This is a genomic window from Sphingobium sp. TA15 (genome assembly GCF_037101235.1).
GTDB classification, from domain to species: Bacteria; Pseudomonadota; Alphaproteobacteria; order Sphingomonadales; family Sphingomonadaceae; genus Sphingobium; species Sphingobium indicum.
On sequence record NZ_AP025355.1, the window covers coordinates 1,094,529 to 1,119,469 of the forward strand.

The following is a 24,941-nucleotide window of genomic DNA, read 5'->3' on the forward strand; positions in this document are numbered from 1 at the left end:
CAGGATCGCCAAGCCGACCAGACACGCGCAGATCAGCGAAAGGAGTATGGGTCGCGCAAATGCACCGCGAGACCCGTCGCCTTGAGACTTCGCAGAGTCCTCGGGCGCGCCGGCGGTTCTGTCGCTTGCCTCAGACCGACTGTTTCCATCCTGATCACCTGAGCAGAACAAGTTCTTCTGCCATTGTCGGATGCAACGCCATCGTGTCATCGAAGTGCTGTTTGGTCGCACCGGCGCGCATGGCCACGGCTGCGATCTGCAGGATCTCCGGCGCCTCGGGTCCGAGCAGATGGAGCCCGATCACGGCGCCTGACGCGCGATCCACGATCATCTTGTAGAAAGCGCGCTCGCATGATCCTTGGAGGGCATGCTTCATGGGGCGAAAATCCGATGAGAAGATATCGACTTCGATGCCTGCGGCCTTGGCGGCCGCCTCCGAGAGCCCGACCGAGGCTAGGGGCGGATCGCTGAATACGGCCGAAGGAACGGCAGTATAGTCGATGTCGGCCGGCCTGTTGTTGAAGAAGCGGTCGGCCAGCGCATGGCCCTCTCGGATTGCAACGGGCGTCAGCTGAATGCGATCGGTCACATCACCAACCGCAAAAATACTCGCCACCGAGGTCCGATTCTCGGCATCGACCGTGACGCCGTCGTTGGGTCCGGTCGCCACTCCTACCTCGTCGAGCCCGAGCGCAGTGATGTTCGGCGAGCGGCCCACAGCGAACATAAGCGCATCGGCCACAAGATGATCTCCGTTGCTGAGTTCCATGGCGATGCGGCCGTTGACGTCCCGCTCGGCGCCCACCAGCGACGTGCTGAAGAGGAGCTTGATCCCGCGCGCCCGGTAGATGTCGACGAGTTTCGCCGTCAGCTCGGCATCATAGCTGCGCAGGATCGTGTGCGTACGGTTCAGGAGGGTCACCTCGCTGCCAAGACTGTTGAGGATGCCGGCGAACTCGATCGCGATATAGCCGCCTCCAATGATCACGATGCTGCGCGGCAAGGATTCGAGTTCGAATATCTCGTTCGACGTGATTCCATGCTCGACGCCGTGAACATCAGGAATTGTCGGCTTTGCCCCTGAGGCGATCAGTATTTTCTCAGCGGTCAGGTGCGAACCAGCAACGTCCACAGCATTTGGGCCGACGATCCGCGCTCCGCCGCGAAAGAGGTTGATATTGTGCGTGAAAAGCGTCTGGCGATACAGCCCCTCTAGCCTGGAGACTTCGGCGCTCACATTGTCGCGTAGAACCTGCCAGTCGAACGTGCCCTCGGTGCCGGCCCAGCCGAGTCTTTCGCGGTATCGCCCGTCCTTGGCGAACTGGGCACCATAGACGAACATCTTCTTCGGCACGCACCCGCGAATGACGCAGGTGCCTCCGACCCGCGACACCTCTGCAACCGCGACCCGCGCGCCAGCAGCCGCGGCAACCCTAGCAGCACGAATACCTCCCGAACCCGCTCCAATCACGAAGAGGTCATAATCGAATTGGGGCATTCTGTTTTCCTGTTCTAGCGATTGGAGCTCCGACCGTCACCCTTCGCGCGGCGCGCGGTTCGGAAGTCTCCCCGGGTAGGTCGCGGCCGAGCCTTAGCGATCAGAGCCGACTCGCATGCCAATTCAGATGGTCTTCCATGAAGGTCGAGATGAAATAATAGCTGTGGTCGTATCCGGCGCGCAGGCGAAGCTCGAGCTCGATGCCAGCGCGCTCGCAGGCGCCCTGAAGAAGCTCGGGGCGCAGTTGTTTTTCAAGAAAACTGTCGGCTTCGCCCTGGTCGACCAGGAGCGCCGGCACCCGAGCGCCGTCCTCAATCAAAGCGACCGAATCATGTCTGCGCCAGGCAGCTTGATCCGCGCCTAGATATCCACCCAGCGCCTTTTGTCCCCAGGGGACTTGGGAGGGTGCGACGATGGGAGCGAACGCGGATACGGCTTTGAACCGGCTCGGAAAACTGAGCGCAATCGTGAGCGCTCCGTGCCCACCCATAGAGTGGCCAAGGATCGACTGTCGATCCAGATCGGCCGGAAAATTCGCGCCTATGAGGCAGGGCAGTTCCTCGGTCACGTAGGTCCACATCTTGTAATGCTGTGCGAAGGGCGCCTGCGTTGCATCGACATAGAATCCCGCGCCCAGCCCAAAGTCATAGGCTCCTGTGGGATCGTCGGCGACGTCTTCGCCGCGCGGCGAGGTATCAGGCGCGACGAAGATCAGGCCAAGATCCGCGCACGCCCGGCGATACTCCCCCTTTTCGGTGACGTTCGCGTGGGTGCAAGTCAGCCCGGAGAGATACCAGACGACGGGCAGGCTGCTTCCGGGCGCATGGACCGGCACGAAGACAGAGAATGTCATCTCCGTCCCCGTGCTGGTCGAGGCATGCTTGTAGACACTCTGGACACCGCCATGGCTGTTGGTGGTGCTGACTTGTTCGATCATCAAATGTCACTCTCCAGCCACGGTCGAAAATGCTCAGACGAAGGTGTAGGCGCACACCTTGTTGCCCGCCGGGTCGCGCAGATACGCGGCATAGGCGTTAGGCAGATGGCCACGCGGCCCGGGCGCCCCCTCATCGACGCCGCCCGCGGCAAGACCGGCCTTATGGAACGCGTCGACATCGGCCTGGCTCGATGCCGCGAAACCGACGGTGACGCCGTTGCTCGATGGGGCCTCGCCGTTGCCGGGCGTGAGGATCAGGAGCGCGGGCTTGTCCTTGCCGTAGAGCACGATGTTATCGCCAAACGGGCCGAGGTTCGCGACACCGAGTGGCCGGAGCGCGGCATCGTAGAAAGCCGTCGACTGCGCCAGATCGCTGGCACCGAGACATGCGTGCGAAAATACACCATCACCGGAAATAACTGCCATAATAATTCTCCTTTACTTGAAATTATTGAATTCTTCTTTGAGTCCCTCAGTGAGACGGCGTGTACCACTTGCGCGAATGCCTTCGCCAAGCCACAGTTTGTCCCCGGTGTTGGGGCTGATCGCGAGCCGCTCCAGAATATGCTCTGGCTTGCGACATTCCCGGCGCCGCTCCATCTGCCCGCACGACGATAGGATCGATCCTGTGTGTTGCGGCGCGCAACGAAACACCGAGCGTGTGGATTTGGCCGCCATCAGAAAACCACGACGGAACGAATACTCTCGCCGGCGTGCATCAGGTCGAAGCCTTTGTTGATCTCCTCAAGCGAGAGGACGTGCGTGATCATCGGGTCAATCTGAATCCTGCCGTTCATGTACCAATCGACGATCTTGGGGACGTCGGTGCGACCCTTCGCGCCGCCAAATGCGGTGCCCCGCCAATTGCGGCCGGTGACGAGCTGGAAAGGGCGCGTGGAGATTTCCTTGCCCGCTTCGGCAACTCCGATGATGATGCTCGTACCCCAGCCGCGATGGCAGGCTTCGAGCGCCTGGCGCATTACGGTCGTGTTGCCGGTGCAGTCGAAAGTATAGTCAGCGCCGCCGTCGGTCAGGGCCACCAGATGCGCAACGATATCGTCGGCGATCTCCTTCGGGTTAACGAAATGGGTCATGCCGAACTTGCGCCCCCATTCTTCTCGGTCGGGATTGATATCGACGCCGATGATCATGTTGGCGCCCGCCATCTTCGCGCCCTGAAGCACGTTGAGGCCGATGCCGCCGAGACCGAAAATGATGACATTGTCGCCGGGAACGACCTTCGCCGTGTTCACGACTGCGCCGACGCCAGTGGTGACACCGCAACCGACATAGCAGCTGGTCTGGAACGGCGCGTCTTCTCGGATTTTCGCAACCGCGATCTCGGGCAGGACGGTGAAGTTGGAGAAGGTTGAGCAACCCATGTAATGGAAGATGCTTTCCCCTTTGTAGCTGAAGCGGCTCGTCCCGTCAGGCATCAGGCCCCTGCCCTGCGTGGCGCGGATCGCGGTGCACAGGTTCGTCTTGCCTGAGAGGCAGCTTTTGCACTGACGGCACTCGGGAGTGTAGAGCGGGATAGCATGGTCGCCGGGTTTTAACGACGTGACGCCGGCGCCCACTTCGCGGACGATCCCGGCACCTTCATGACCCAGGATGCTGGGGAAGATCCCTTCGCTGTCGTAGCCGTCGAGCGTGTAGGCATCAGTGTGGCAGATGCCGGTCGCCATGATCTCCAGCAGGACTTCGCCAGCTTTCGGCCCTTCGACGTCCACTTCCACGATTTCTAATGGCTTTTTGGGTTCGAACGCCACGGCTGCACGCGATTTCATACACCTTATCTCCTAGTTTCGATGAGGAATATTCGCGCTCGCAGCCATTCGGAATAGCTGTTACGGCAAGACATTATTCCAGATTAGGCATAATCAAATGACATCAGAATGGGATGGGATTGAGGAGTTTCTGGCCGTCTATGATCGCGGCCGCTTTGCGCCCGCTGCAAAGTCATTGCGCAAGTCTCCGTCACATGTGAGCCGGGCGATTTCTAGACTGGAGGCGCGGCTCGGCGAACGGCTATTTCAACGCAACACCAGGATCGTGACCCCGACCGAGTTCGCGCACGCTTTTGCGGACCGCTGCCGACACATGGTCGAAGACAGGATTGAGGCTTTCGCGTTGAGCGACGGTCAGGGGCCGCCGCGCGGCGCGCTGAATGTGACGTGCTCCATTGCCTTCGGCGAGCGCGTTATTGCGCCACTCATCCGCCACTTTGTCAAACAGTATCCGCAGGTGATCGCGACATTGGATCTCAACAACCGAGTAGTCGATCTCGTCAGCGAGAATTACGATGTGGCGATCCGCACCGGCCATCTTTCGGATTCTCGATTGATTGGTCGCCGGATAGGGTCACGAAAGCTTTATTTGTGCGCGACACCGGATTATCTGGAGAAGCACGGCGTTCCCTCGGACATCAATGATCTCAAGTATCATGCCTGTATCCAGGGGACCGCGGACGTCTGGCACTTCATCGTTGATGATAAACTCGTCGATTTTCGTCCGAAGGGCCCCTTGCGCGTGAATAGCGGCACGGCCGTCGCCGACGCGGCGCTCGCCAGCTTCGGCATCTGCCAGCTTCCCGATTTCTATGTTGAGCCGTACATCAATTCGGGCTCACTGGTCTCGCTGCTCGAGACGTCCTCCGTCCCGGAAGAACCGATCTGGGTCGTTTATGCGCATCGTCAACATCTGCGGTTGAGCACAAGATTGTTCATCGAGATGCTGCAGGGCGGCGTCGCTCGCAATCCCTAGCGTCGATTGCGCCGCCGGAACCGACCCTAATCGGCTCACCCCCAATTCTGGCACTGTCAGTTTCGCCGTTCGGTAGCGCGTCGAAAATTTGCCGGCGTCATGCCGTTGAACTTCGTGAAAACGTTCGAGAAATGCTGTTGATGTGAGAAGCCGCACGCGAACGCGATCTGGGCGATGGGCTGACTGGTGCCGCGCAAGAGGTGCTGGGCTTTCTCCACGCGTCGGCGAACGATGAACTGATGCGGTGTCTGACCTGTCGCGACTTTGAACAGGCGCAAGAAATGCGAAGGACTTAAGCCGGCAACGTTGCTCAATCGCGGTATGGCAATCTCGCCTGCGAGATTCTCGTCGATGAACTGCGTCACGCACTTGAGCTTGTTGGGTGCAAGACCCCTCTGATCCTGGGGATCCTCCTCCCTTATGAGCATGTTGGACTCGATCAGGCGGGCGGCGATCGCACATGCCAGCCAATCGACATAGACGTGAGAGGCACGGTCCTTGCGCGAGGCGAGCCGGCGCGCTTCCAGTGCCAACTGCTCGAGCAGTTCATCGTAAACGCCCAGGCGTGGTTCGAGCACAAGATCGATGCCGTCATATCCCATCGCCAGCCCTACCTCTTCGACGAGCGAACGCCGCACATAGAGATGAAGAGTTTCCACCGGCGCATCGACGCTGATCTGAAACCCGTGCCCGGCTGGCCAGACGAACAGGCTACGGCGGGGAATGACCGCGCAAGCCGTCATGTTGTCGGCTTCGAGCTGGACCCGCGCCGGATCGCTGAGATGCATGACGATCAGATGATCATTGGTCGCATTCACCTCCGCACTGAACGGCGCTTCATCCTGCTCGGAGAGAAAGAGGCTTGACCATTCCAGTTCGGCGCTCGAGCGGCGCACCCTGCAGCCCGGCAGTTCAAAGATGCCGTGGGTCTCGCAGAGCGTGAAAGGGCTCAACGGCGCGGGGGGCGGCGCGAGCATGCTCAGACCTTCGCCGCATGCAGCGGCAACGGAGGATGTCCCCTTTTGACTGGTTCGATTGCTCTCTCCATGGCCCTGCCTTTTCGTTTTCTCTCTTCTACCTCATTGCGGACCATCGCAACAAGCGCTGCAACATCATCCCGCGAGGTTCCTTCACTCCGCTAAAGATCAAGAACGAGCCGAAGTGATCGCGCGCGCGAGCAGCATGGCGTAAACTGGTCGTTCGCGGCATGCTCCTGGTCCGTCATGAAGAGGTCTCGGTGGTCCGGCTCGCCGCGCAGCACGCGTGTGACGCACGTCCCGCATATGCCTTGCTCGCACGACACCGGTATATCGATGCCGTTCGCGGCAAGGATCTCAAGCACCGTCTTGTCTGGCGGTATGTGAAAAGTCTGGCCGGAGCTGGCGAGCTCGACTTCAAAGCTTTGGTCCTCGGCGCTCGTGGTCGCCGCGGCCGCAAAATACTCCCGGTGAACGCAGCTACCGCTCCAGCCGAGCTGACTGGCAGCGCCCAAAACGAAATCGAGGAAACCCGACGGACCGCACGCATAAAGATGGGTATCGGCACTGGGCGATGCCAAGATGGCGTTCACATCGAGGCGTTGCTCCTCTGGCCCATCGTCGAAATGAAAATGCGCCTGTTTGGAGAAATGCGAGGACGAAATCCGGTCGAGGAAAGCCGTCCGCGATCTTGAGCGCCCACAATAATGGAGTTCAAACGGCGCATCGATTTGCGCCAGTCTTTCGGCCATTGCGAGGATCGGCGTGACGCCTATGCCGCCGGCGAACAAGATGCTTCGGCGCGCGTCGCGCGCAAGCGCGAACAAGTTGCGCGGCTGGCTGATGGTGAGGGTGTCGCCCTGCTGTACTCGATCATGCATGAAAGCCGACCCACCACGGGTGTTTGGATCGCGGAGTACCGCGATGAGATAGCGGTCCGTCTCACCGGGCACGTTGCACAGCGAATATTGCCGCACGAGTCCGTTGGCCATGTTCACGTCGACGTGCGAGCCGGCGCTGAAATGGGGCAGCGATGAGCCGTCGCAGTTCTTCAGCTCGAAGCTCGCGATATCATCCGCCTCAAGGGTCTTTTTTGTTACGCGTACTTCGAGAAGTGTTTGATCCATATAAGAAATCCATGCTCGTCCTGGATTCGAGCGCTGTTGAATGGTCTCGGCCCTGCCGGACGACGCGTTCAGGGCATGGACCGCGTCGCTTGCGGACGGCGCGGTGGTTGCCTTTAGGCGTTGCTCAGGAGATGGATGACATTCTCGCTCGGCGGATGGCCGGGCCACTGGATGATCGCATCCTTGACGGAGGGCCGCGCGAAGAGCCGATTGGCATAGGCCTCGACACGGGGCTTGCCTGCACCGTCTTTCCAGAAACCCGAATAGCCGAGCCAGAGGAAGCGGTAGAGACTGACGGCCCAGAACAGGTCGGCGAGCGTGAAGCGGTCGCCGAACAGCCAAGGTCCGGTGGACGCCCCGAGGTCGCGATCGAGATCGGTAACCAGCTGCTCCGCCTTCGAGATGGCGGTCCGCATTTGCGGCTCGTTGATGACGAACGAGGCGGCGGCTTCCTCCTTCACAATCTTGTGTTGGTAGGCTTCGAGGAGAAGCGGGTCGCCGTCCGCGAGCGGGATATTGCGGCGCACGGCGTCGATCTTGTGTGCGTGGATGCCGGGCATGACCGCCTGCATGCTTTCGGGCCGACGATCACCGTCCGGATCGGCGCCGTAGAGCAGGGCTACATGGGGCGTCGTGTCAGCGAGCTGGACCTGCTTGAGCACAGCCTCCCGTATGTCGGCGGGCAGAAGATCGGTACCGCCGGACAAGGCGTCGCAGAGGTAGAGGCAGATTGCCTTGGAATCGGCGAGGATCCGGCCGGTCTCATGGTCGACGAGGGTCGGTACGACGAGCGGGTCGAACCCTTCGGAATCAACAGACGACTGCCCAGTGAACGAGCTGACAGGACGGTGCTTGGCTGCGGCTTCCGATCGCAACCGCAGCCGGACATATTGCGGACAATAATTCTCATTCTGCGGGGGAAGGATCGTCAACTCGTTGGAGCCGAAGGTCACGCCCTTCTCCATTAGGGTGCCGCGCACCTTTTGCGAGCAGACTGAGAACACGAAGTGGAACAGTTCGAACCGCGGTTCGACCGTCGCTTCGCGGCGAAGGAGGCTCGGTGACTGTCGATCCGGGCTAATCAGAGTCGATTGCTCAGGCTTGATAACCTCTTCACGGACTTTCCTCGCCAGGGTTTCTGTATCAGCGCTCATATTTTTATGATCCTTTTGCCTGGAACTGAGACGTTCGGGGATTTTTGCGGGCTAAATCGTCATGTAGAATGAGTGTGTTCCGCCGGCGGCCGGATGGCTGGTGAACTTTCCCGGCGCTCCTGCCCCACGCAGCGCGCAAGGCCGGTAAGCAGCGGCAGTGCAACATAGGTCGCGGCGGGCACGACAAGCCCCACGACCAAGAAGGAGCGCAGCAAAACGGGAAGATGGGCAATGGTGTCGCCCAAGAGAATGTTGACGAGGGCCACTAGCGGCGCGAGCGTGGTGATCAGCAGCAACACTCTGAGATGGCGTGTGCGGAGCGAAGGTTGGGGCGCAGCGCTCACCCCTTCCTTATTCAGACTTTGATGCGCTGCGTCTTGTCTCTCGACGTTCGCCCCTTGCCAGGGGTATCGCCGATCGAACCCGCCCATCCGCCATTCAAGAATGTCGATGCTTTGACGTGCCCCGGACACGGTCATGGGGTCTTCGGCGATGAAGGCCCGGGCTGCGTTCCAATCGTCGACATCAACGAGATATGTCGATCCGACCAAATCGCCGCCTTCGGCGAAGGTGGTCCCCACTGCCAAAATGCTTGCGGTGTGCGACGCAAGATAGGCGCGGTGTGCCGGTATGGCTGCTGTGCGCTCTGCCAGCTTTTCAGGCGAGATGGTGGTTATGACGGAGAACAGCATGGGACGTTCAATCCGTCAGACTTGGCGTGCTTTGCGGCACGAGCGGCTGATGTCGCGGCCCGCGCGTAGGGACCGGCGGGTTCAGCTCGAAGCGTGCGATCAGGGTGTCTCGCAACAACGCGATCTCGTCCGCCCCAATTCCATGGTCCTTGATCGGTTGAATATACTCGCCGACATCAGCACCAGAGAGTCTAAAGCGCTCAGCTGTCTCCCGCACATGCTCTGCCTTGACCCAATCGTCGTTCAGACCACCTGTGAATATCGCCTTGAGACCGGTAAACCGAGGCTCAACTGGCGCGGTTGGGAGCTCAAAACCCGGGAGGCTTCCGGTCAGCGAGCCCAGGAACCCCATTTTCGCAGCGCCGCACCACATGAAGTGACTGGCGAGGCAGGCACCCTGGCTGAAGCCGACTATGCCCTGACGGTCTAGCGCGACCCAGGCTGCTTCCAGCCGCGAGGAGATCTCAGCCAAGGCGGTGCAGGCGTCAGCCACAGACCTGTCGCCGTCTGGATCGAACCCGTCATATTTGGGCGAGTACCACGCCCCGGCGGGCGCTTGCAGGGCAAGCCAGGCGACAGAGGGCAGATCGAGCTGTCTCGCAAGTTCCAGCATCGCTTGCGCACGCTGGCCACGGCCGTGCAGAAGAATGATCGCAGCATTTGCCTGTTCGACAGGCGGGCCGGTCACGATTGTCCCATAGGGTCCTTCAGGGGAAAACGTCATCGCGGCGCTCCAGCAATATGGCGGCATAGCCGGTCCGCAAAGGCGACAGGATGCTGCATCGCGACCTGGTGCGCGGCACCCGTCACAACTTCGAATGCGGCACCTGGAATGAGAGCGGCGGTCGCGCGGACCGCCTCCGGTGGCACGGCGGCATCGTTCGCACCGGCTATGACGAGCGTTGGCGTTTCGACCTGCGGAAGAAGGCTTCTCGCGTCATGGCCCTTGATCGCTGCGACAGCGCCGGTGAATCCGGCAACTGTCGTGGCCAAGATCATCGACTCAGCAAGATCCAGCAGACCTTGGTCGACCGCTCCGGAAAACCATGCCGGATACACGATCGGCACCTGCGTAATGAGCCCGCCGCTGCGCACTGCGGCCACCCGCTTGTCCCAGATCGGCCAAGCTGGCTCTGGAACGAGAGAACCTGCTGCCACGAGTGTCAGCGAGATAAGCCGGTGTCCCGCCGTGGCGCCAAGATATTGCGCGACCATCGACCCGACCGACGTGCCAACAAGATGAACTCTTGCAAACGCGAGGTTATCCATTACATTAAGCACGTCGGCCGCCAGTTCGGCTAGACTGTAGTCGCCGGCACTCGGCGAACTCGTTCCATGACCCCGCAGGTCCATCGTGATCGCATATACCCCTGAAGGTAAACGACCGGCCACGTCATTCCAGGACCGCCAGTCGGCCAGCAGGGAAGAAAGGAGCAGGATCGGCTCACCGCTCGGCAAGCCAGTGGTATGAACACCGATCCGCGCACCATTTCGGCTATTGACTGCCCGATGTCGCCACATTCTCTTCACCCAGCCTGCGGAGTCATCCTTGCGATCAAATGACGATCGGATCGTTCATCGTCCGGAGGAGCTCGTCCTTTACACCTTCGAGCTGCGGCGCGACCTTGACCTCGCTGCCGAGCTTCTCGGGGCTCTCGTCATGGGTGAAACCAAGCGTGACCGAGGCTTCGAACAACACGCCGCCCGGCGTACGAACGTAGATCGATTCGAAGTAGCCGCGGTGCTTGCGATCTGAGAAATCGGTGTAGCCGAGGCCTTCCACGTCAAATTTGAGCGCGGCCTGCACGTCGAGGTCGGCGACTTCAAACGCGGCGTGATGAACTTGGCCTTCGCCAAGCGCCCAGGTGCCGGGCCTTTCGTCCTCATCGATATAGACGTCTAGCACCTTGGCCGCACCGCCATTGCCGAAAGCGTAGCGCTGGTAATTGCCGTCGCGTCCCTGGGGCTTCAGGTTCCAGGCATTGCGCATGAAGGAGTCCATCTCCTCATTGCGATTTAGGGTGGCCGTCCAGCTGTGAAAGCCCCGCAGCGCGACCTCCTTGGGCACATAGGGAGAGTCCCAGGGCTCGAACTGGCCGTCCGTGTCCTGCTCGATGATTTCGAAGCCGACACCGCAGTCGGGGTGCTCGAACGACAGATATTTCTGCCCGAACCGCTCACGCACTTCCGAGACGGTCACAGCGCGCTTTATGAGATGCTCCTGCCACCAGGAAAGCGTACCGACGGGTGCGTTATAGGAAACCGCCGATATCTGCCCTGCACCACGCTTTCCGGTGTAGCCAGCCTGGCGAACGGGGAAAGTGGTGTACAGCGTGCCCGGTTCGCCAAGCTCATTGCCGAAATACAGATGATAGACCGGCCGTGCGCCGTCGTAGAACATCGTCTTCTTGACGAGCCGCTGTCCCAGCGTCTTGACGAGAAGATCCACGTCGCCTTGCGCGGATCCGGTCGCGACGGTGATGTGATGAAGTCCTTCGACGCGTTCGGGCAGTTGCATCATGATCGCTCTCCACTATTTTCTGCGATTGCGGATCGTCTCTTCAAACCTGCACAACGATCGCTGCTGCAGCCTGTTTGAGGGATCAGGGAGTATTTGACAATTGGCGGACCTTCATAGATACAATTCAGATTGTGAATATAGATGACCTGGATTTTCGGCACTTGGTGCTTTTGGATGCGCTGTTAAAGCGGCACAGCGTCAGCGCCGCTGCACGAGAACTCGACCTACCGCAGCCCACCGCCAGCCATGGGCTGGCGCGCCTGCGCAAAGCATTGGGCGACCCGCTTCTCGTCCGGGCGCGCGACGGCATGGAGCCGACACCACGTGCCGAGGCGATCGCCGGGGTTGTTCAGCAACTGCTGGAACTGCGTCGCGACCTGGCTGAAGGCGGGCAGACATTCTCACCTGACCGTCTCAAGCGCGAATTCATCATTGCCGGATCGGACATCGCCCATCTTGTCGTTTTGACGGCGTTGCATTCGGCGGCGCGGTTCGAGGCACCACACACCAGCTACCGCGCACTCACGCTGAGCGGCGATGAAATGGTGAGCGCGCTCGAGACCGGGCATGTCGATATCGCCGTCGGCGCCTATCCGAGCCTTGTTGCCGGCATCAAGACGCAACGGCTCTACCAGGAGGAATATCTGTGCTTCGGAAAGGAAGGTCATCCGTTCATCAAGTCCGGTGAGACCGATGACTTCATGGCCGCAGATCATATCGTGGTCAGCACCAAGGGTATGGCCCATGCCCATCGTGCCGTCGAACGCGCTCTCCTCGACAAGATCCATCCCGATCGGATCAGGATCGTCGCGAGCAGCTTTCTCGTGGCGTTGGCAGCTTGCTTCGAGTCGGACCTTATTCTTACCGCTCCGGCTCGCGTGATTGGTCGGCTCGCCGAGGTCTACGGACTCCGGGCCGTGCGGCCGCCAATTCTTATGGAAGCATTTGAGGTCAGGCAATATTGGCATGCGAGGAACCAAGACGACCCGCCTCACCGCTGGTTGCGACAGCTCCTGCACAAGGTGCTGTCCGCGCGGATGTGAGAAAGCTGCCATCGACCTAGCAAAGAAAGCCCGGCCTAGGTTAAACCCGGGCCGGACAGATAGGAGCATCCGGAGTGGGATCAGTCCGGGTCGATCAGAATTTAAACCTCAAAGTCGCATAATATTCAGACGGCCTGTTCGGCACCGCGCTCAGCAGGCCAGCTCCATTGAGCTGATTGACGCCATTTGCGATGTAGCGTTTGTTGAAAACATTGTTCCCGCCAATTGCGAGAGACCAGTCGTCGCCGGGCGCGCTGTACGTGAGCGAGGCATTGACGAGGCTGACATTCCCACTGAACAACTCGGGCGTGTTTTCCGCATCCGCCGCCATGGTGGACTTGTAGGAATAATCCGCCCGCAGTGTGACCCGACCTTCATTGGCCAGGAAAACGTTGAACTCGGGAGATAGCGTCGCGGTCCACTTCGGGACACGCGGCAGCCGGCTCGCCAGCGTGATCGTGCCCGACGGATCGTTGATCCTCCGATAGTAAGCGTCAATGTATCCCGCCGACGCGCTCACGCGGAAGACGCGGCTCGGCGCGAAGATCGTCTCGACCTCGAAACCCTTGATTCTGGCGTTGCCGGCGTTCTCGAAGGAGGCACCGATGCCGCGCTGGATCTGGATCTGGATGCCCTTGTAGTCCGTGTAGAATGCCGCAGCATTGACTTGCAGCATTCGATCGAAAAGCTGCGACTTGAAGCCGATCTCGAACGTGTCGGCTTTCTCCGGATTGAAGCTCGGCGCCTGCTTGTCCGCAGGCTTGGTCGGATCCGGCGGGACCGGAGCGGCGACGCGGGTCGTCCAGCCGCCCGACTTGAACCCCTTCGAGAATGATCCGTACAGCATTATCCGCTCGGTCGGATGGAGTTCGATGCCGACGCGCGGCGAAACATTGCTGAACGAGAGCTTCTGCTCCCCTGTCGGGTAGAATTGCGACAGGTCTGTCGGATCCGGGAACAGAAATGCCGGAGTACCGAGTTTGGTGAGAAGCATATTGAGGTCCCGCTGGCTTCCAACGAGCGTCTTATCTTCCTTGGTATAACGTCCGCCCAGCGTGATCCCGATGAGATCGTTCACACGGTAGTTGAGGTGCGTGAAGAGCGCGTAGGACTTGGTGTTGAACCGATAGTTTCCGACGATCTGCAACAGACCGCCGGGAAATGCGACATCCTCCGATTCCCTACCACCTTCTGAGAAATAATACGCGCCGACGAGATAATCGAGTTTGTCATTGAACGCCTTGCCCGAAAGCTGCAGCTCTTCGCTGAACTGATGCTGCTTCACCCGGAATGAGCCCTCGAACCCCACGACCGGTGAGTTGTCGAGATCCTGTCCGAAACGGGTGTCGAGATTGCGATAGGCGGTGATCGACTTCAAGGCAGGTCCACCCAAGTCGATATCGACGGTCCCTGTGAATCCGAAATTGCGCGTGTTGGTAAAATTGATACCCGTGCCGTAACCACGGTTGAGGCTACCGGTAACGAAGCGGTTATCGATCGGAAGCCGACTATTGGTGGGATCGGCGTCCGCGTTCGCGCCGGCGATAGCCGGGAGGCCGCCCGCACGCGGGCCACAGGCGCCGCCGAGACCAATCGCGCCGAGCACTGACTCCGGAAGGCTGATGCAGGTATTATAGAGGTCGGCCAAAGTGGAGTCCGGGACGCCGTTTCCGTCCGCATCGACTGGCGTTCCGGCCGGTGACAACACAGTTGACCGTGTACCGAGAAGAGTGCTTGGCGAAGCGCTCGTTTCCGAGTTGAGATAGTCGCCCTCCAGCGTCACATCGATCGCATTGGTCGCGTTCCATAGCAATTTACCGCGAACGCCCTGTTCGCTGATGCCGCCTGCTGCGGTCCGCGAGGTATAATCGATCTGCTGGAAGGCTTCTGAAGGATCCGAAGCAAAGCCTGCAGCTCCAGGGAACGGGATCCGTTTCTGCCAAGCGTTCCGGTTCTTCGACGAGAAGGCAATGCTGCTCTTGAGCTTGCCCTCGACGATCGGGATGTTGATGACGCCACCGACATCGATTCGGTTGAAGCGACCGCCCGAGACCTGACCCATCACGCTGAAATCGTCTGTCGGTTTGCGGGTGACGACGCTGATCGCGCCACCGATGGTGTTGCGTCCGAACAGCGTACCCTGAGGGCCCTTCAGGATCTCGATGCGTTCCACGTCGAGAAGATCGACATTCGACCCGGCGGTACGCGCGAGGTAGACACCATCGACATAGGTGCCGACGCCCGGGTCGAAGTTGAGTGCGAAGTCGTCCTGGCCGATGCCGCGGATGAATCCGGACAACATCGATGGCGAACTGAAAATCTGCGACGTGGACGATAGCTGCACGCCGGGGGTGAGGTTCGCGAGCTGCGAAACATTGTCGACGCCTTTTTCCTGCAGGGCCGCACCGGAAAAAGCTGCAACGGCAATCGGGACCTGTTGGACATTCTCCGCGCGGCGCTGCGCCGTGACCACGATGTCCCCGATGCCGACATTGGACGCGGGGTCTGTGCTTTCCGCCTGAGCAGGCGCCACGGCTTGAGGCAGCGCCGGAGCAATCTGTGCCTCAGCGGGGGCCTGCGCGTATGCCGGGGTCCAGCCGAGCGCACCAGCCGTGCCGAGCATCAGCCCAATTTTGATGCGGTTTTTCATATTGTACCTCTCCCTCCCTCTTTATTTTTCGCAAGCTGGCTGGCTGCTTTGGCAGCCAGTGGCACTTGCGCGCTTTCAAACAGCGTTAATGCAAGAAGTCATCACACCTGACTTTCAACTCACGTGCAGACTGGATCTCGCTAGACTTACGACAGAAGCGACAGTCAGCCAGGAAACAGGCGGACTGAATCCTAAGCGTCCACTGACTGCTTCTGATCGCTCGCCTCTTCGCCGTTGGATTGCTCCTGCGCGATAAGTTTACGCAGCATGCGACGAGCGCGCACCGCGCCAGCATCGCCAGCCAGGAGCACAGGCCGCATGGACATGATGTCCCGATCGCCGACTTGCGCCTGTTGGAGAGCGATCATCGGCTTGTCCTCTTCCTCGAACGCATATTCGATGCCGGCGCGCAATTTTGCGGAGAACTCCTCATTGTCCGGATGGATGTCGCGCCCGAAAGCCCAGAAATAATGTGTGGTGTCCGGTGACTCCGGCGTCATCACGTGGATGGACGTGTGCATATGCCCGTCCTCCTTTGGCGTGCCAGGCTCGGCATAATAGCTGAGCAGCGACATCGACCCGGGCGCTGTCCACTGAACGTCCGTCCATGCGTCGAAGCGCTTGCCATGCGAGTTGAACATGTTGTTCATGATGTCCGAGATGAAGTCGTTAGGATGAGAGACATTGCTCCACACCGTGTCGCCATCCTGGAACACGTGCCTCTTGCCGATGGTGAAGGCCGGCGCGCTTAGACCAGTATGCAGGAATGCCGCATGGCCAAGGTCGAGAATATTGTCGGTGAAAAGCTCATAATAACCCGAGCCGTGAATATGACCCTTCACGTAGGTCCAGCGCGTGTCGTCCATGAAGTCGAAGTTTGGAAGCTTTGCGGGATCGGCGGCCTTCTGCCCCATCCACACCCAGACGAGTCCGAATTTTTCGAGGACCGGATAGGTCCGGGTGACCGCGGCCTTCGGGACGACCCCGTCGCCGTGCGGGTTGAAGACACATTGACCATTCGAATTGAAACGCAATCCGTGGTAGGGGCACTGTAGTTGATCCGAGATGATCTTTCCCTTGGACAAGGGCGCGAACCTGTGCGGGCACATGTCACGCAACACATGGAGTTCACCATCAGCGGTTCGGTAGATGACGAGCGGATCTTCGATAACTTTGCGACCAAATGGCTGGTCGCCGATCTCGTCACTCCACGCAACCGCGTACCAAGTATTCCATGCTTACACCCTCTCCGGCGCGAGCTCGATTGTGGATCCGAGTTCGTGCAACAACCTTCCTGTCGCCCGGGCCTTGTCGAGCGAACCAAGCCGCATCGCGGGCCCGTTCTATCGGATTTCCGCGCGCCACCTTTTTTCAGTTATCGGACATATCACAGCTTCTGCATTCGAAAGATTGCGAATTTCAGCTCTTTTGGTGCAAATTCTCGCTTTGTTTCCCCGGGCCGATATGGGACAGATCGTTGAACCTACAGGCACTTACCGATCATATTCGTCTTCGGAGGTCTGCATCGCCGAACCGGGCATGACCTTTGGTTAGAACCCATCGCTCGAAGACGACGGTGAGTCTCCGGCCGCTCCCTATGCACATCGCCTGGACTCCCTAGCGCAGGTCCCGCTGGCGCAGTTCGTGGGCGAGTGTCCCTCGAATGCGAGCGCCGGATACCCCGATAGGATGACCAAACGAGATTCCCGACCCATTGACGTTGAGCCGCTCGTGCCAGCTATTATCCGCACTCCGTCCCCAAGCCTTGACTACTGCCAGAACTTGCGGCGCGAAGGCTTCATCGAGCTCAATCAGATCGATAGCGTCCATTCTCTACGACGAGAAGACCCTTCCAGGCGAAGGGGCCAGATGGAGGGGTGCCTTCGCTTGCCCCCGCCTATAGTCGTTCGAGATCGCGAACGGTGCGCTCGTTGGTGACATTGCCCGTGTTGAGCGCCGATTTCGGTTCTAGCAGGATAACGCTGCATTCGTCGGTGAGCGCCTCAGGGCGATGCTCGATCCCCTTGGGCACGATGATGAACTCGCCGGCATCCAGATCGATGTCGCCGGTTCGGAGCCCCATAGGCAAGCGACCGCTGACCACCAGGAACAGTTCGTCCTCATGCTCGTGGTGGTGCCAGTGGAATTGGCCGGAGAATTTCGCGAGCTTCACGAAGGAGTCATTGAGTTCGCCCGCGATCTTCGGGCTCCAGTGATCGCTGAAGCGACCGAACGCCTCGCCAAGATTGATTTTGTACATGTCGGGTCCCTTGCCTATTCAGTCCATGAGAGCGTGCGCGTCCCTATCCGCTTCATCGCTCGATCGAACACTGCATTATCGTCCAGCGAGCGGGCAATGACGATCGCGCCCTGGATGGCGAGCACGGCGTCCTCGGCAAGCGCTGCGGCCACGCCATTTGAAGCCCCTTTGCGCTGCAGCGTCAGCTCGCGACGACCTACGGTGACGCCCGCTGCCAATCGATCAGTGCGCGGCCGGTCGACAAGCTGGTCACGACGCTGATCCTTGAAGCGCTGTCGCCTGCGGCAATCGATGTGAGCCTGCAGGCGGCCGAGGATATCGAACTCGAACGTCAGCAGCTTCATGAGCAATGGAAGCTGCGCCTGGAACGCGCCGGCTACGAGACGGCGCTCGTGCGCCGTCGTTACGAAGCGGTCGACCCGGATAACCGCTTGGTCGCCCGGACGCTCGAGCGAGACTGGGAATGTGCACTCTCGGCCGAACAGGCGCTTCGGGATGAGCAACAGCGTGCCCTGGCCGAGGAACCCGAGCATCTCACCGACGCCGATCGTGAAGCGATACGACAGTTAGCGCAGAATATCCCGGCGCTATGGAGCGCTGCATCGACGACGCCACGTGACCGACAAACCATCGCGCGCATGCTGCTGGAACGCGTCGAAGTTCTGGTTCTGGGCGAAACCGAGCACGCCGAGCTCACCTGTCATTGGTCTGGCGGCGTTGTGACCAAACATGCGTTCATCCGACCCGTGCGGCGCTTCGAGCAACTGGAGCACTTCGACAAACTACTCGCCCGGATTACCCAACTCCGAACCCACGGGGCGACGGCGCAGAGCATAGCGGACATCCTGAACACCGAAGGTTGGGCGCCGCCCAAGAAGGACAGCTTCAACGCCCCGATGATCCACCGCCTGCTTCAGCGGTGCGGACTTGGCACGACACGCCCGATCTGGTCAGGAAACGTCCCGCGCCAACATGATGGCGAGGTCACCCTCCAGGAATATGCCGATCGCGTCGGCGCTCACCGCCAAACCGTTTACGGATGGCTCCGTCGTGGCCAGATCAAGGGCCGACTCGTCAAGGTTGGCTCCCAGCGCATCTGGCTCGTCAACGCCGACGACACCTCAACAGGAATCTGCACTGGAGAGTCATCATGAACACACGATCGAGATGCTGTTCGCGCACCTCAAGCGCATCCTGAAGCTCGACCGGCTTCGCCTTCGCGGTCCGAACGGAGCCCGAGACGAGTTCCTCCTCGCCGCCACCGCCAAGAACCTCCGCAAAATGGCCAAGCTTCTTCCGATGCCGGTCCCGGCAGTTGCCGCCTGAAGCTCACGAAAGCTGCCGTCGCGCTCCGGTCCCGCTCTCAGCTTCGATCTCGAACGCCCTTTTTCAACGCTATCGACCAGGCTCGGTCGTCCGGCCTCTTGTCCGAAATTGCAAAGGCGGACACGCAAGGCCATACCGGAGGGCGTGGGACGGCCCCGATGTTCTGCTAAAGGGTCGAAATGCTCATCCGCCATCTCGCCTATTTCGTGACGCTCGCCAAAGAGAGGCATTTCGCCCGCGCCGCCGATGCCTGCCATATCACCCAACCGACCCTGTCGGCGGCGATCCGCAAACTTGAGGAGGATCTCGGCGTACCGCTCGTGGCGAGAGGCCATCGCTTCACCGGGCTCACGCCTGAGGGCGAGAAGCTCCTCGCCTGGTCGCGCCAGATCCTGACCGACTATCAGAGCCTGATCAACGATCTCGCCGGTGCTCGGACAGGTCTGGTGGGTGAGCTTCGGTTTGGAGTGATTCCTGCTGCCATGCCGGCTGTGTCGTTCATCACGGCGCGTTTCTGTGACGCCAATCCCGGCGCCACGGTTTCGATCCGCTCGCTCACCTCGCGCGCGATCGCTGAGGGGCTTGACGCTTTCGAACTCGATGGCGGGCTTACCTATCTCGAGAACGAGCCGATCGAAAATGTCCGGCGTGTGTCGCTCTATCGGGAACGCTACAAGCTCGCGGTTCCGGCGAACCACAAATATGCACGGCGAAAGGCTGTGAGCTGGCTGGAAGCAGCGGGCGAACAGCTTTGCCTGCTCAGTCCCGACATGCAGAATCGCAGAATCATCGACCGCCTCACCAGCCGGATCGGCCTCACCGTGCATCCGGCGATCGTCAGCAACTCGTTTCTCGGGGTCTGCGCGCATGTGCGACAGGGTGGTTGGGCGAGTATCGTGCCGCACAGCTTCTTTCATGTGCTCGGCCAGCAGCCGGACATCGTCGCCATCGACATCGTCGACCCGGTCCACAGCGAGGCGATCGGTCTCGTAATATCGGATCGTGAGCCGCGCTCCCCCATGGCTGCTGCGCTGCTCGCCGCCGCGATCGATGCCGGCATCGAGGAATCTTTCTCAAGTCTTTGATAGACATCGTCTATCGATCCTTCGAAAGCTTTCATTGGATCGCAAGCAAGCCGAGGATCATGGTCAACCTCACCGACGCGTCGCCATAACGGCGCTATCGGAAGAGGATGCGCTGAGAGGCTCTGTTGCAAAAATCGTGAAGCTTGAGCATGCTTGGCGGAGATTGGACGGACGGAACGATGACGGATTTCAAGTGGCGCCATTTCCAGGGTGATGTGATCCTGTGGGCGGTGCGCTGGTATTGTCGCTATCCGATCAGCTATCGCGACCTTGAGGAAATGCTGGCGGAACGCGGCATTTCGGTCGACCATACGACGATCTATCGCTGGGTCCAGTGCTACGCCCCGGAGATGGAGAAGCGGCTGCGCTGGTTCTGGCGGCGTGGCTTTGATCCGAGCTGGCGCCTGGATGAAACCTACGTCAAGGTGCGGGGCAAGTGGACCTACCTGTACCGGGCAGTCGACAAGCGGGGCGACACGATCGATTTCTACCTGTCGCCGACCCGCAGCGCCAAGGCAGCGAAGCGGTTCCTGGGCAAGGCCCTGCGAGGCCTGAAGCACTGGGAAAAGCCTGCCACGCTCAATACCGACAAAGCGCCGAGCTATGGTGCAGCGATCACCGAATTGAAGCGCGAAGGAAAGCTGGACCGGGAGACGGCCCACCGGCAGGTGAAGTATCTCAATAACGTGATCGAGGCCGATCACGGAAAGCTCAAGATACTGATCAAGCCGGTGCGCGGTTTCAAATCGATCCCCACGGCCTATGCCACGATCAAGGGATTCGAAGTCATGCGAGCCCTGCGCAAAGGACAGGCTCGCCCCTGGTGCCTGCAGCCCGGCATCAGGGGCGAGGTGCGCCTTGTGGAGAGAGCTTTTGGCATTGGGCCCTCGGCGCTGACGGAGGCCATGGGCATGCTCAACCACCATTTCGCAGCAGCCGCCTGATCGGCGCAGAGCGACAGCCTACCTCTGACTGCCGCCAATCTTTGCAACAGAGCCCGAAAGGGTACAAGGCGGGAAGTTTCCCGGGCGTCTCCGCCGGAACGTTCGCGCAATATGCCGCCGTCACGCAGGAATCGCTGGTCGATTACGAAGCAGGCTTCAAGACCACACTGTTCGATCGCAAAGTGACGCTGAATGGCGGCGTTTTCTATTATGACTACAAGAACAAGCAGCTGCGCGCCAAGATCGTCGATCCGTTCTTCAATGCGCTGGATGGCCTGGTCAATGTCCCCAAGTCGCGCGTCAAGGGTGCCGAACTGGAACTGAGCGCCAGAGTGGTCGAGGGGCTCACGGTCAGTGCGGCCGCGACCTATATCGACGCCAAGGTTCGCCACTATCAGGGGATCGTCGGCTCCGTTGCCAACGAAGTGGGCCTGTTCGATCCGATCCGGGGCGATTTCAGCGGCGCACGGCTGCCGTTTTCGCCCAAATGGCAATCGAGCCTGAGCGCGGACTACAGCCTGCCGCTGGGTGGCGTGAACCTAACCATGGGCACGACGATCTCCTCACAAAGCAAATCGCTGGGCGTTCTGGCCATCACCAACGCGGACAAGGATCTCTACGAGGTGAATGGCCGCACGCTCGTTTCCGCGCGGCTTGGCGTGGAAGCGCCTGATGGCCGCTGGGCGGTCTTCGGCTGGGGTCGCAATATCTTCAACAAGTATTACTTGACAAACACGATCCAGACTTACGATACCGTTGTTCGCTACGCTGGTCGACCCGCCGAATATGGCATGACCGTGCGCTTCAAGTTCCAGTAATGAAACCGGAACGCCGATAAGAAACTGTTGGAGGGATAGATGTCTGATTTGAGCGGCAAGACGATAATCGTGACGGGTGGTGGCAGCGGCATCGGGCGCGCCACCGTGGAATTGCTGGTGGCCAGTGGTGCCAACGTCGCGGTGGCGGACATCAACGACGAGGCCGGTGAGGCGGTCGTCGCTGCGTCTGGCGGGAAGGCCGCCTATTTCCGGTGCGACATCGCACAGGAAGAGGACGTGAAGGCACTTGTCGCGCAGACTCTGGCGGCGTTCGGCGGGCTTGACGGCGCGTTCAACAATGCGGCGATCCCGCAGGCCGGACTGCCGCTTGCCGAAGTGTCGCTCGAACGGTTTCGGCAGAGCATGGATATCAATGTAACCGGCACGTTCCTGTGCATGAAGTACCAGATCCTTGCGATGATCGAGCGCGGGACGAAGGGATCGATCGTCAACACCGCATCCGCCGCTGGCGTGGTCGGCGTGCCGATGCACGGCGAATATGTCGGCGCGAAGCATGCGGTGGTCGGGCTGACCCGCGTGGCGGCGGCAGACTATGGCAAGCACGGCATTCGCGTGAACGCGCTTGTGCCCGGCGCGGTGCGCACGCCTATGCTGCAGCGCGCGATGGACAATGATGCGGGCCTTGAGCCCTATCTGAACTCGATCCACCCGATCGGCCGTTTCAGCGAACCGCACGAGCAGGCCCAGGCCGCCGTATGGTTGCTGTCCGACGCGGCTTCGTTCGTCACCGGCTCCTGCCTTGCAGCAGACGGCGGCTTTACCGCGATCTGATCATTTTACGGAGCAGCCTCCATGCACAGCATCAAGATACTCGCGACGATCCCGCGCCGGAAGGACATTTCGGAACAGCAGTTCCACGATCACTGGCGCCATCCGCACGGCACACTCAGCAAGAAGATCGCGTGCCTGCGCGGCTATGTGCAATCGCACCGGATCGTCTCTCCGCTGCTGCCTGATACACAGCTGGCCTACGACGGCATTACCGAGCTGTGGTATGACAGTCTCGACGATGCGCTCAACATGGGCAAAGATCCCGCGCATCGCAAATACAACATCCCCGACGAACCGCTGTTCGTCGACATGGACGGACTGAAGTTCACCTTCTTCGAGGAGGACATTATCCGCTCGCGACCGGCGGTGGACGATCCCGATGATGCGGCCGTGCAGTGGTCGCCCACCGAATGGTCGGTAAGCGTCAAGATCCTGCAACTGGTCAAGGCGGATGGCAATCCGGCCTGGGCAGGCGATCAGGACAAGGCGCTGGGCGATCGCATCGGCGCGTTTCGGCATGTCCGCTCGTTCGCGATAGACGCGGTGCACAAGGGCACCTCGCCGTTCATCGGCGCGCGCGAACTGTGGTGGCCGACGCTATCCGATTTCGAACGCGGCGTGGCGGGTGATCGCGCGGCGTTCGATGCGCTCCTGGCACAGGCCGGCCAGCATTACACGATGCTGGCATCGGCCGAGCGGGTGATCTGATGCCGGCCCCCGCGCTCGACGAGGAGCCCGTGCTGCCCCCCGGCTTCGAGGATCTTCTCGAATTCGTGCCGCACTGGATCGGCGAGACGGCGCAGGAACGATGGGATATCCGGGCGCGCGCGACTATGGCGGAGATAACCCGCTTCTACGATGTGCTGCTCTCCCGTTCGGAAGCCATCCTCGACCATGTCGAGACCTTTCCGCTCGACGCGATGCCGGCGCCGACGCTGCGCCTGTTCAGGCTACAGCTGGCGCTGGCTCACGCGGCGATGTCCGTAGAATTGCACAAGCAGCCGCGCGCGCACAATTCGCCCTATCCGCACCAGGTCCGCATCCTGCGGACGGCAGAGCCAACGCTGTAAAGGAGTTCGTCGCATGAACGAGATGACCGAGCTTGCCAGCATCTGCACCAGCGATCTGACGCAAACCGCCGGACTGGGCACCGGTCCAGTCTCCTGCGAGCCTTATCGTTCACCCGCCTATTTCGAGCGAGAACGCGAAAATCTGTTCAAGCGCGCCTGGCTGACCGTGGGCCGGGTGGAACAGCTTCCCGAAAAGGGCAGCTTCTTCACCAAGACCATCGAGATCTGGAACGCGCCGATCGTGGTGACGCGCGGCAGCGATGACAGAATTCAGGCGTTCTACAATGTCTGCGCCCATCGCGGCAATCAGGTGGTGTTGACCGAGCGCGGCCGCGCCTCGCGCTTCTCCTGCAATTACCACAACTGGGTCTACCGCAACGACGGCAGCCTGATGGGCGTGCCAGACGAGGCGAACTTCTTCGATCTCGACAAGAAGAAATGCGGCCTCGTGCCGATCGCCACCGATGTGTGGGAAGGCTGGATATTCCTCAACCACCAGAAGCAGCCCGAAGTCAGCCTGCAGGAATTCCTTGGAGACTTCGGAACGCGGTTTGCCGGGGTTTCTTGGGAAAATACGGATACGTCACTCTATTTCGAGGCGCATCTCGATGCGAACTGGAAAGTGCTGGCCGATGCCTTTTCGGAAACCTACCATATCCCTTCGATCCACCCGGCGACGATCGGCAAGACTTTCGCCAGCGCGGTCAATCCGCATTCCCGCCCGCTCGATGCACGCTTCTGGGGACCACACCGCCAGTTTTCCACTTTCGGCAATCCGGACTACGCTCCGCCCGAAGATGCGATGGTCGAAAAGATGGCCTATGCGAACCGCGATACCGGCAACGTGCTGGGTGCCGCGGAAACGGCGGGGATGACCGAGTATCTCGATCATCCCGCGATCAATCCCAAGCAATCGAAACACTGGGCGCTGGACATCGCCGTCGCTTTTCCCACGCTGCACATAAACCTTTCGCCCGGCGGTTTCTGGTCGCACAGGTTCTGGCCGATCAGCGTCAATCGCACGCGGTGGGAAGCCGAGTTTCATGTACCCAAGCCACTGACCGGGCGGGAAAAGCTGCAACAGGAACTCTATATCACGCGCATCGCGGGAATCCTGCTGGAGGACGTGACGAACACCGAACGCACCCAGCGCGGCATCGAGGCCGGCGCATACGATACGATGCAGTTGCAGGATGGCGAAGTACAGATCCGCCACAACCTTCACCACGTCGATCGCTGGGTGAACGCCAGGACCGTGCGCGAAGCGCTGGGCATCTGACAGGC

General features: G+C 60.4%; 26 protein-coding genes and 1 pseudogene. 11 read left to right on the top strand and 16 right to left on the bottom strand.

The genetic code is table 11. The annotated features are described in order from the left end of the window. Positions 1-154: 154 nt before the first annotated feature. The 4 genes from gorA to Sj15T_RS05480 all read right to left on the bottom strand — a co-directional run bounded on the left by gorA (position 155) and on the right by Sj15T_RS05480 (position 4,222). Positions 155-1,498 carry a glutathione-disulfide reductase gene (gene gorA / locus Sj15T_RS05465; RefSeq protein WP_013041674.1) on the bottom strand — a complete coding sequence of 448 codons (1,344 nt, stop codon included), beginning with the start codon at positions 1,496-1,498 and terminating at the stop codon, positions 155-157. Positions 1,499-1,598: 100 nt separating this feature from the next. Beyond that, positions 1,599-2,432: an S-formylglutathione hydrolase gene (gene fghA / locus Sj15T_RS05470; RefSeq protein ID WP_041386981.1), complete on the bottom strand. Its 834-nt coding sequence runs from the start codon at positions 2,430-2,432 to the stop codon at positions 1,599-1,601. A 36-nt stretch (positions 2,433-2,468) separates the two neighbouring features. Then, a complete protein-coding gene (locus tag Sj15T_RS05475) occupies positions 2,469-2,867 on the bottom strand; it encodes a VOC family protein (protein WP_148225636.1) in 399 nt (132 codons plus the stop codon). Between the two features lie 245 nt (positions 2,868-3,112). After that, positions 3,113-4,222, bottom strand: coding sequence for an S-(hydroxymethyl)glutathione dehydrogenase/class III alcohol dehydrogenase (locus tag Sj15T_RS05480; RefSeq protein ID WP_013041678.1), 1,110 nt, complete (start codon positions 4,220-4,222; stop codon positions 3,113-3,115). A gap of 97 nt (positions 4,223-4,319) precedes the next feature. Here Sj15T_RS05480 and Sj15T_RS05485 point away from each other — a divergent pair, with 97 nt between their 5' ends. Further along, complete coding sequence (locus Sj15T_RS05485) at positions 4,320-5,198, top strand: LysR family transcriptional regulator (protein ID WP_013041679.1); 879 nt, start codon at positions 4,320-4,322, stop codon at positions 5,196-5,198. Positions 5,199-5,254: 56 nt separating this feature from the next. Here Sj15T_RS05485 and Sj15T_RS05490 read toward each other — a convergent pair whose 3' ends face one another. The 7 genes from Sj15T_RS05490 to linE all read right to left on the bottom strand — a co-directional run bounded on the left by Sj15T_RS05490 (position 5,255) and on the right by linE (position 11,669). Further along, positions 5,255-6,175 carry an AraC family transcriptional regulator gene (locus Sj15T_RS05490; protein ID WP_013041680.1) on the bottom strand — a complete coding sequence of 307 codons (921 nt, stop codon included), beginning with the start codon at positions 6,173-6,175 and terminating at the stop codon, positions 5,255-5,257. Positions 6,176-6,336: 161 nt separating this feature from the next. Further along, positions 6,337-7,302 carry a PDR/VanB family oxidoreductase gene (locus Sj15T_RS05495; RefSeq protein ID WP_013041681.1) on the bottom strand — a complete coding sequence of 322 codons (966 nt, stop codon included), beginning with the start codon at positions 7,300-7,302 and terminating at the stop codon, positions 6,337-6,339. A 113-nt stretch (positions 7,303-7,415) separates the two neighbouring features. Beyond that, positions 7,416-8,456 carry a 2,5-dichlorohydroquinone reductive dechlorinase gene (gene linD / locus Sj15T_RS05500; RefSeq protein ID WP_013035740.1) on the bottom strand — a complete coding sequence of 347 codons (1,041 nt, stop codon included), beginning with the start codon at positions 8,454-8,456 and terminating at the stop codon, positions 7,416-7,418. Between the two features lie 59 nt (positions 8,457-8,515). Beyond that, positions 8,516-9,148, bottom strand: a complete 633-nt coding sequence (locus Sj15T_RS05505) for a YciI family protein (protein WP_007686013.1) — start codon at positions 9,146-9,148, stop codon at positions 8,516-8,518. 7 nt (positions 9,149-9,155) lie between these two features. Beyond that, complete coding sequence (locus Sj15T_RS05510; protein WP_007686010.1) at positions 9,156-9,872, bottom strand: esterase; 717 nt, start codon at positions 9,870-9,872, stop codon at positions 9,156-9,158. Beyond that, complete coding sequence (locus Sj15T_RS05515) at positions 9,869-10,669, bottom strand: alpha/beta fold hydrolase (RefSeq protein ID WP_218847786.1); 801 nt, start codon at positions 10,667-10,669, stop codon at positions 9,869-9,871. Before Sj15T_RS05515 ends, Sj15T_RS05510 begins: the two co-directional genes overlap by 4 nt. 34 nt (positions 10,670-10,703) lie before the next feature. Continuing rightward, positions 10,704-11,669 carry a chlorohydroquinone/hydroquinone 1,2-dioxygenase gene (gene linE / locus Sj15T_RS05520; RefSeq protein ID WP_007686007.1) on the bottom strand — a complete coding sequence of 322 codons (966 nt, stop codon included), beginning with the start codon at positions 11,667-11,669 and terminating at the stop codon, positions 10,704-10,706. A gap of 164 nt (positions 11,670-11,833) precedes the next feature. On the opposite strand from linE, the gene Sj15T_RS05525 reads away from it, so the two are divergent. Further along, a complete protein-coding gene (locus Sj15T_RS05525; protein ID WP_233431924.1) occupies positions 11,834-12,712 on the top strand; it encodes a LysR family transcriptional regulator in 879 nt (292 codons plus the stop codon). A 94-nt stretch (positions 12,713-12,806) separates the two neighbouring features. Here Sj15T_RS05525 and Sj15T_RS05530 read toward each other — a convergent pair whose 3' ends face one another. From Sj15T_RS05530 to Sj15T_RS05550, 5 genes are all read right to left on the bottom strand, one after another. Further along, entirely contained in the window at positions 12,807-15,362 is a 2,556-nt protein-coding gene (locus Sj15T_RS05530; protein ID WP_013041684.1) for a TonB-dependent receptor, read from the bottom strand. Positions 15,363-15,553: 191 nt separating this feature from the next. After that, positions 15,554-16,561 (bottom strand): aromatic ring-hydroxylating dioxygenase subunit alpha, encoded by a 1,008-nt coding sequence (locus Sj15T_RS05535; RefSeq protein WP_081440727.1) that lies wholly within the window; start codon positions 16,559-16,561, stop codon positions 15,554-15,556. 418 nt (positions 16,562-16,979) lie between these two features. Then, positions 16,980-17,192: a putative acetyl-CoA acetyltransferase gene (locus tag Sj15T_RS05540; RefSeq protein ID WP_013041687.1), complete on the bottom strand. Its 213-nt coding sequence runs from the start codon at positions 17,190-17,192 to the stop codon at positions 16,980-16,982. 67 nt (positions 17,193-17,259) lie between these two features. After that, complete coding sequence (locus tag Sj15T_RS05545; RefSeq protein ID WP_013041688.1) at positions 17,260-17,622, bottom strand: cupin domain-containing protein; 363 nt, start codon at positions 17,620-17,622, stop codon at positions 17,260-17,262. Positions 17,623-17,636: 14 nt separating this feature from the next. Further along, positions 17,637-17,966: a hypothetical protein gene (locus Sj15T_RS05550; protein ID WP_081440728.1), complete on the bottom strand. Its 330-nt coding sequence runs from the start codon at positions 17,964-17,966 to the stop codon at positions 17,637-17,639. Between Sj15T_RS05550 and Sj15T_RS05555 the strand changes: the two genes are divergently transcribed. The 9 genes and pseudogenes from Sj15T_RS05555 (at position 17,916) to Sj15T_RS05595 (ending at position 24,936) form a co-directional block, all read left to right on the top strand. After that, a complete protein-coding gene (locus tag Sj15T_RS05555) occupies positions 17,916-18,776 on the top strand; it encodes a putative DNA-binding protein (RefSeq protein WP_013041689.1) in 861 nt (286 codons plus the stop codon). The two genes, Sj15T_RS05550 and Sj15T_RS05555, sit on opposite strands and share 51 nt — an antisense overlap. Positions 18,777-18,783: 7 nt before the next feature. Then, positions 18,784-18,948, top strand: a pseudogene (locus Sj15T_RS05560) (transposase); the annotation flags it as partial. A 179-nt stretch (positions 18,949-19,127) separates the two neighbouring features. Further along, positions 19,128-20,033 carry a LysR family transcriptional regulator gene (locus tag Sj15T_RS05565; protein ID WP_013041691.1) on the top strand — a complete coding sequence of 302 codons (906 nt, stop codon included), beginning with the start codon at positions 19,128-19,130 and terminating at the stop codon, positions 20,031-20,033. Positions 20,034-20,212: 179 nt separating this feature from the next. Then, entirely contained in the window at positions 20,213-20,977 is a 765-nt protein-coding gene (locus tag Sj15T_RS05570) for an IS6-like element IS6100 family transposase (RefSeq protein ID WP_001389365.1), read from the top strand. 41 nt (positions 20,978-21,018) lie between these two features. Continuing rightward, complete coding sequence (locus Sj15T_RS05575; protein ID WP_013039119.1) at positions 21,019-21,795, top strand: TonB-dependent receptor; 777 nt, start codon at positions 21,019-21,021, stop codon at positions 21,793-21,795. Between the two features lie 39 nt (positions 21,796-21,834). Further along, positions 21,835-22,587 carry a 2,5-dichloro-2,5-cyclohexadiene-1,4-diol dehydrogenase LinC gene (gene linC / locus Sj15T_RS05580; protein WP_013039118.1) on the top strand — a complete coding sequence of 251 codons (753 nt, stop codon included), beginning with the start codon at positions 21,835-21,837 and terminating at the stop codon, positions 22,585-22,587. A gap of 21 nt (positions 22,588-22,608) precedes the next feature. Continuing rightward, entirely contained in the window at positions 22,609-23,295 is a 687-nt protein-coding gene (locus Sj15T_RS05585; RefSeq protein ID WP_007682394.1) for an EthD domain-containing protein, read from the top strand. Beyond that, entirely contained in the window at positions 23,295-23,657 is a 363-nt protein-coding gene (locus tag Sj15T_RS05590) for a hypothetical protein (RefSeq protein ID WP_007682395.1), read from the top strand. Before Sj15T_RS05585 ends, Sj15T_RS05590 begins: the two co-directional genes overlap by 1 nt. Before the next feature lie 13 nt (positions 23,658-23,670). Further along, the gene (locus Sj15T_RS05595) at positions 23,671-24,936 is read left to right on the top strand and encodes an aromatic ring-hydroxylating dioxygenase subunit alpha (RefSeq protein ID WP_013039117.1); all 1,266 of its coding nucleotides are present in this window, start codon (positions 23,671-23,673) and stop codon (positions 24,934-24,936) included. The last annotated feature ends 5 nt before the right edge of the window (positions 24,937-24,941 follow it).

What these genes read in the sequence shown, in the direction of transcription:
- gorA (WP_013041674.1), bottom strand. Translation starts at nt 1,498, where the DNA reads ATGCCCCAATTCGATTATGACCTCTTCGTGATTGGAGCGGGTTCGGGA.
- Sj15T_RS05480 (WP_013041678.1), bottom strand. Translation starts at nt 4,222, where the DNA reads ATGAAATCGCGTGCAGCCGTGGCGTTCGAACCCAAAAAGCCATTAGAA.
- Sj15T_RS05485 (WP_013041679.1), top strand. Translation starts at nt 4,320, where the DNA reads ATGACATCAGAATGGGATGGGATTGAGGAGTTTCTGGCCGTCTATGAT.
- Sj15T_RS05490 (WP_013041680.1), bottom strand. Translation starts at nt 6,175, where the DNA reads ATGCTCGCGCCGCCCCCCGCGCCGTTGAGCCCTTTCACGCTCTGCGAG.
- Sj15T_RS05495 (WP_013041681.1), bottom strand. Translation starts at nt 7,302, where the DNA reads ATGGATCAAACACTTCTCGAAGTACGCGTAACAAAAAAGACCCTTGAG.
- linD (WP_013035740.1), bottom strand. Translation starts at nt 8,456, where the DNA reads ATGAGCGCTGATACAGAAACCCTGGCGAGGAAAGTCCGTGAAGAGGTT.
- Sj15T_RS05505 (WP_007686013.1), bottom strand. Translation starts at nt 9,148, where the DNA reads ATGCTGTTCTCCGTCATAACCACCATCTCGCCTGAAAAGCTGGCAGAG.
- Sj15T_RS05510 (WP_007686010.1), bottom strand. Translation starts at nt 9,872, where the DNA reads ATGACGTTTTCCCCTGAAGGACCCTATGGGACAATCGTGACCGGCCCG.
- Sj15T_RS05515 (WP_218847786.1), bottom strand. Translation starts at nt 10,669, where the DNA reads ATGTGGCGACATCGGGCAGTCAATAGCCGAAATGGTGCGCGGATCGGT.
- linE (WP_007686007.1), bottom strand. Translation starts at nt 11,669, where the DNA reads ATGATGCAACTGCCCGAACGCGTCGAAGGACTTCATCACATCACCGTC.
- Sj15T_RS05530 (WP_013041684.1), bottom strand. Translation starts at nt 15,362, where the DNA reads ATGAAAAACCGCATCAAAATTGGGCTGATGCTCGGCACGGCTGGTGCG.
- Sj15T_RS05540 (WP_013041687.1), bottom strand. Translation starts at nt 17,192, where the DNA reads ATGGACGCTATCGATCTGATTGAGCTCGATGAAGCCTTCGCGCCGCAA.
- Sj15T_RS05545 (WP_013041688.1), bottom strand. Translation starts at nt 17,622, where the DNA reads ATGTACAAAATCAATCTTGGCGAGGCGTTCGGTCGCTTCAGCGATCAC.
- Sj15T_RS05550 (WP_081440728.1), bottom strand. Translation starts at nt 17,966, where the DNA reads ATGAAGCTGCTGACGTTCGAGTTCGATATCCTCGGCCGCCTGCAGGCT.
- Sj15T_RS05565 (WP_013041691.1), top strand. Translation starts at nt 19,128, where the DNA reads ATGCTCATCCGCCATCTCGCCTATTTCGTGACGCTCGCCAAAGAGAGG.
- Sj15T_RS05570 (WP_001389365.1), top strand. Translation starts at nt 20,213, where the DNA reads ATGACGGATTTCAAGTGGCGCCATTTCCAGGGTGATGTGATCCTGTGG.
- linC (WP_013039118.1), top strand. Translation starts at nt 21,835, where the DNA reads ATGTCTGATTTGAGCGGCAAGACGATAATCGTGACGGGTGGTGGCAGC.
- Sj15T_RS05585 (WP_007682394.1), top strand. Translation starts at nt 22,609, where the DNA reads ATGCACAGCATCAAGATACTCGCGACGATCCCGCGCCGGAAGGACATT.
- Sj15T_RS05590 (WP_007682395.1), top strand. Translation starts at nt 23,295, where the DNA reads ATGCCGGCCCCCGCGCTCGACGAGGAGCCCGTGCTGCCCCCCGGCTTC.
- Sj15T_RS05595 (WP_013039117.1), top strand. Translation starts at nt 23,671, where the DNA reads ATGAACGAGATGACCGAGCTTGCCAGCATCTGCACCAGCGATCTGACG.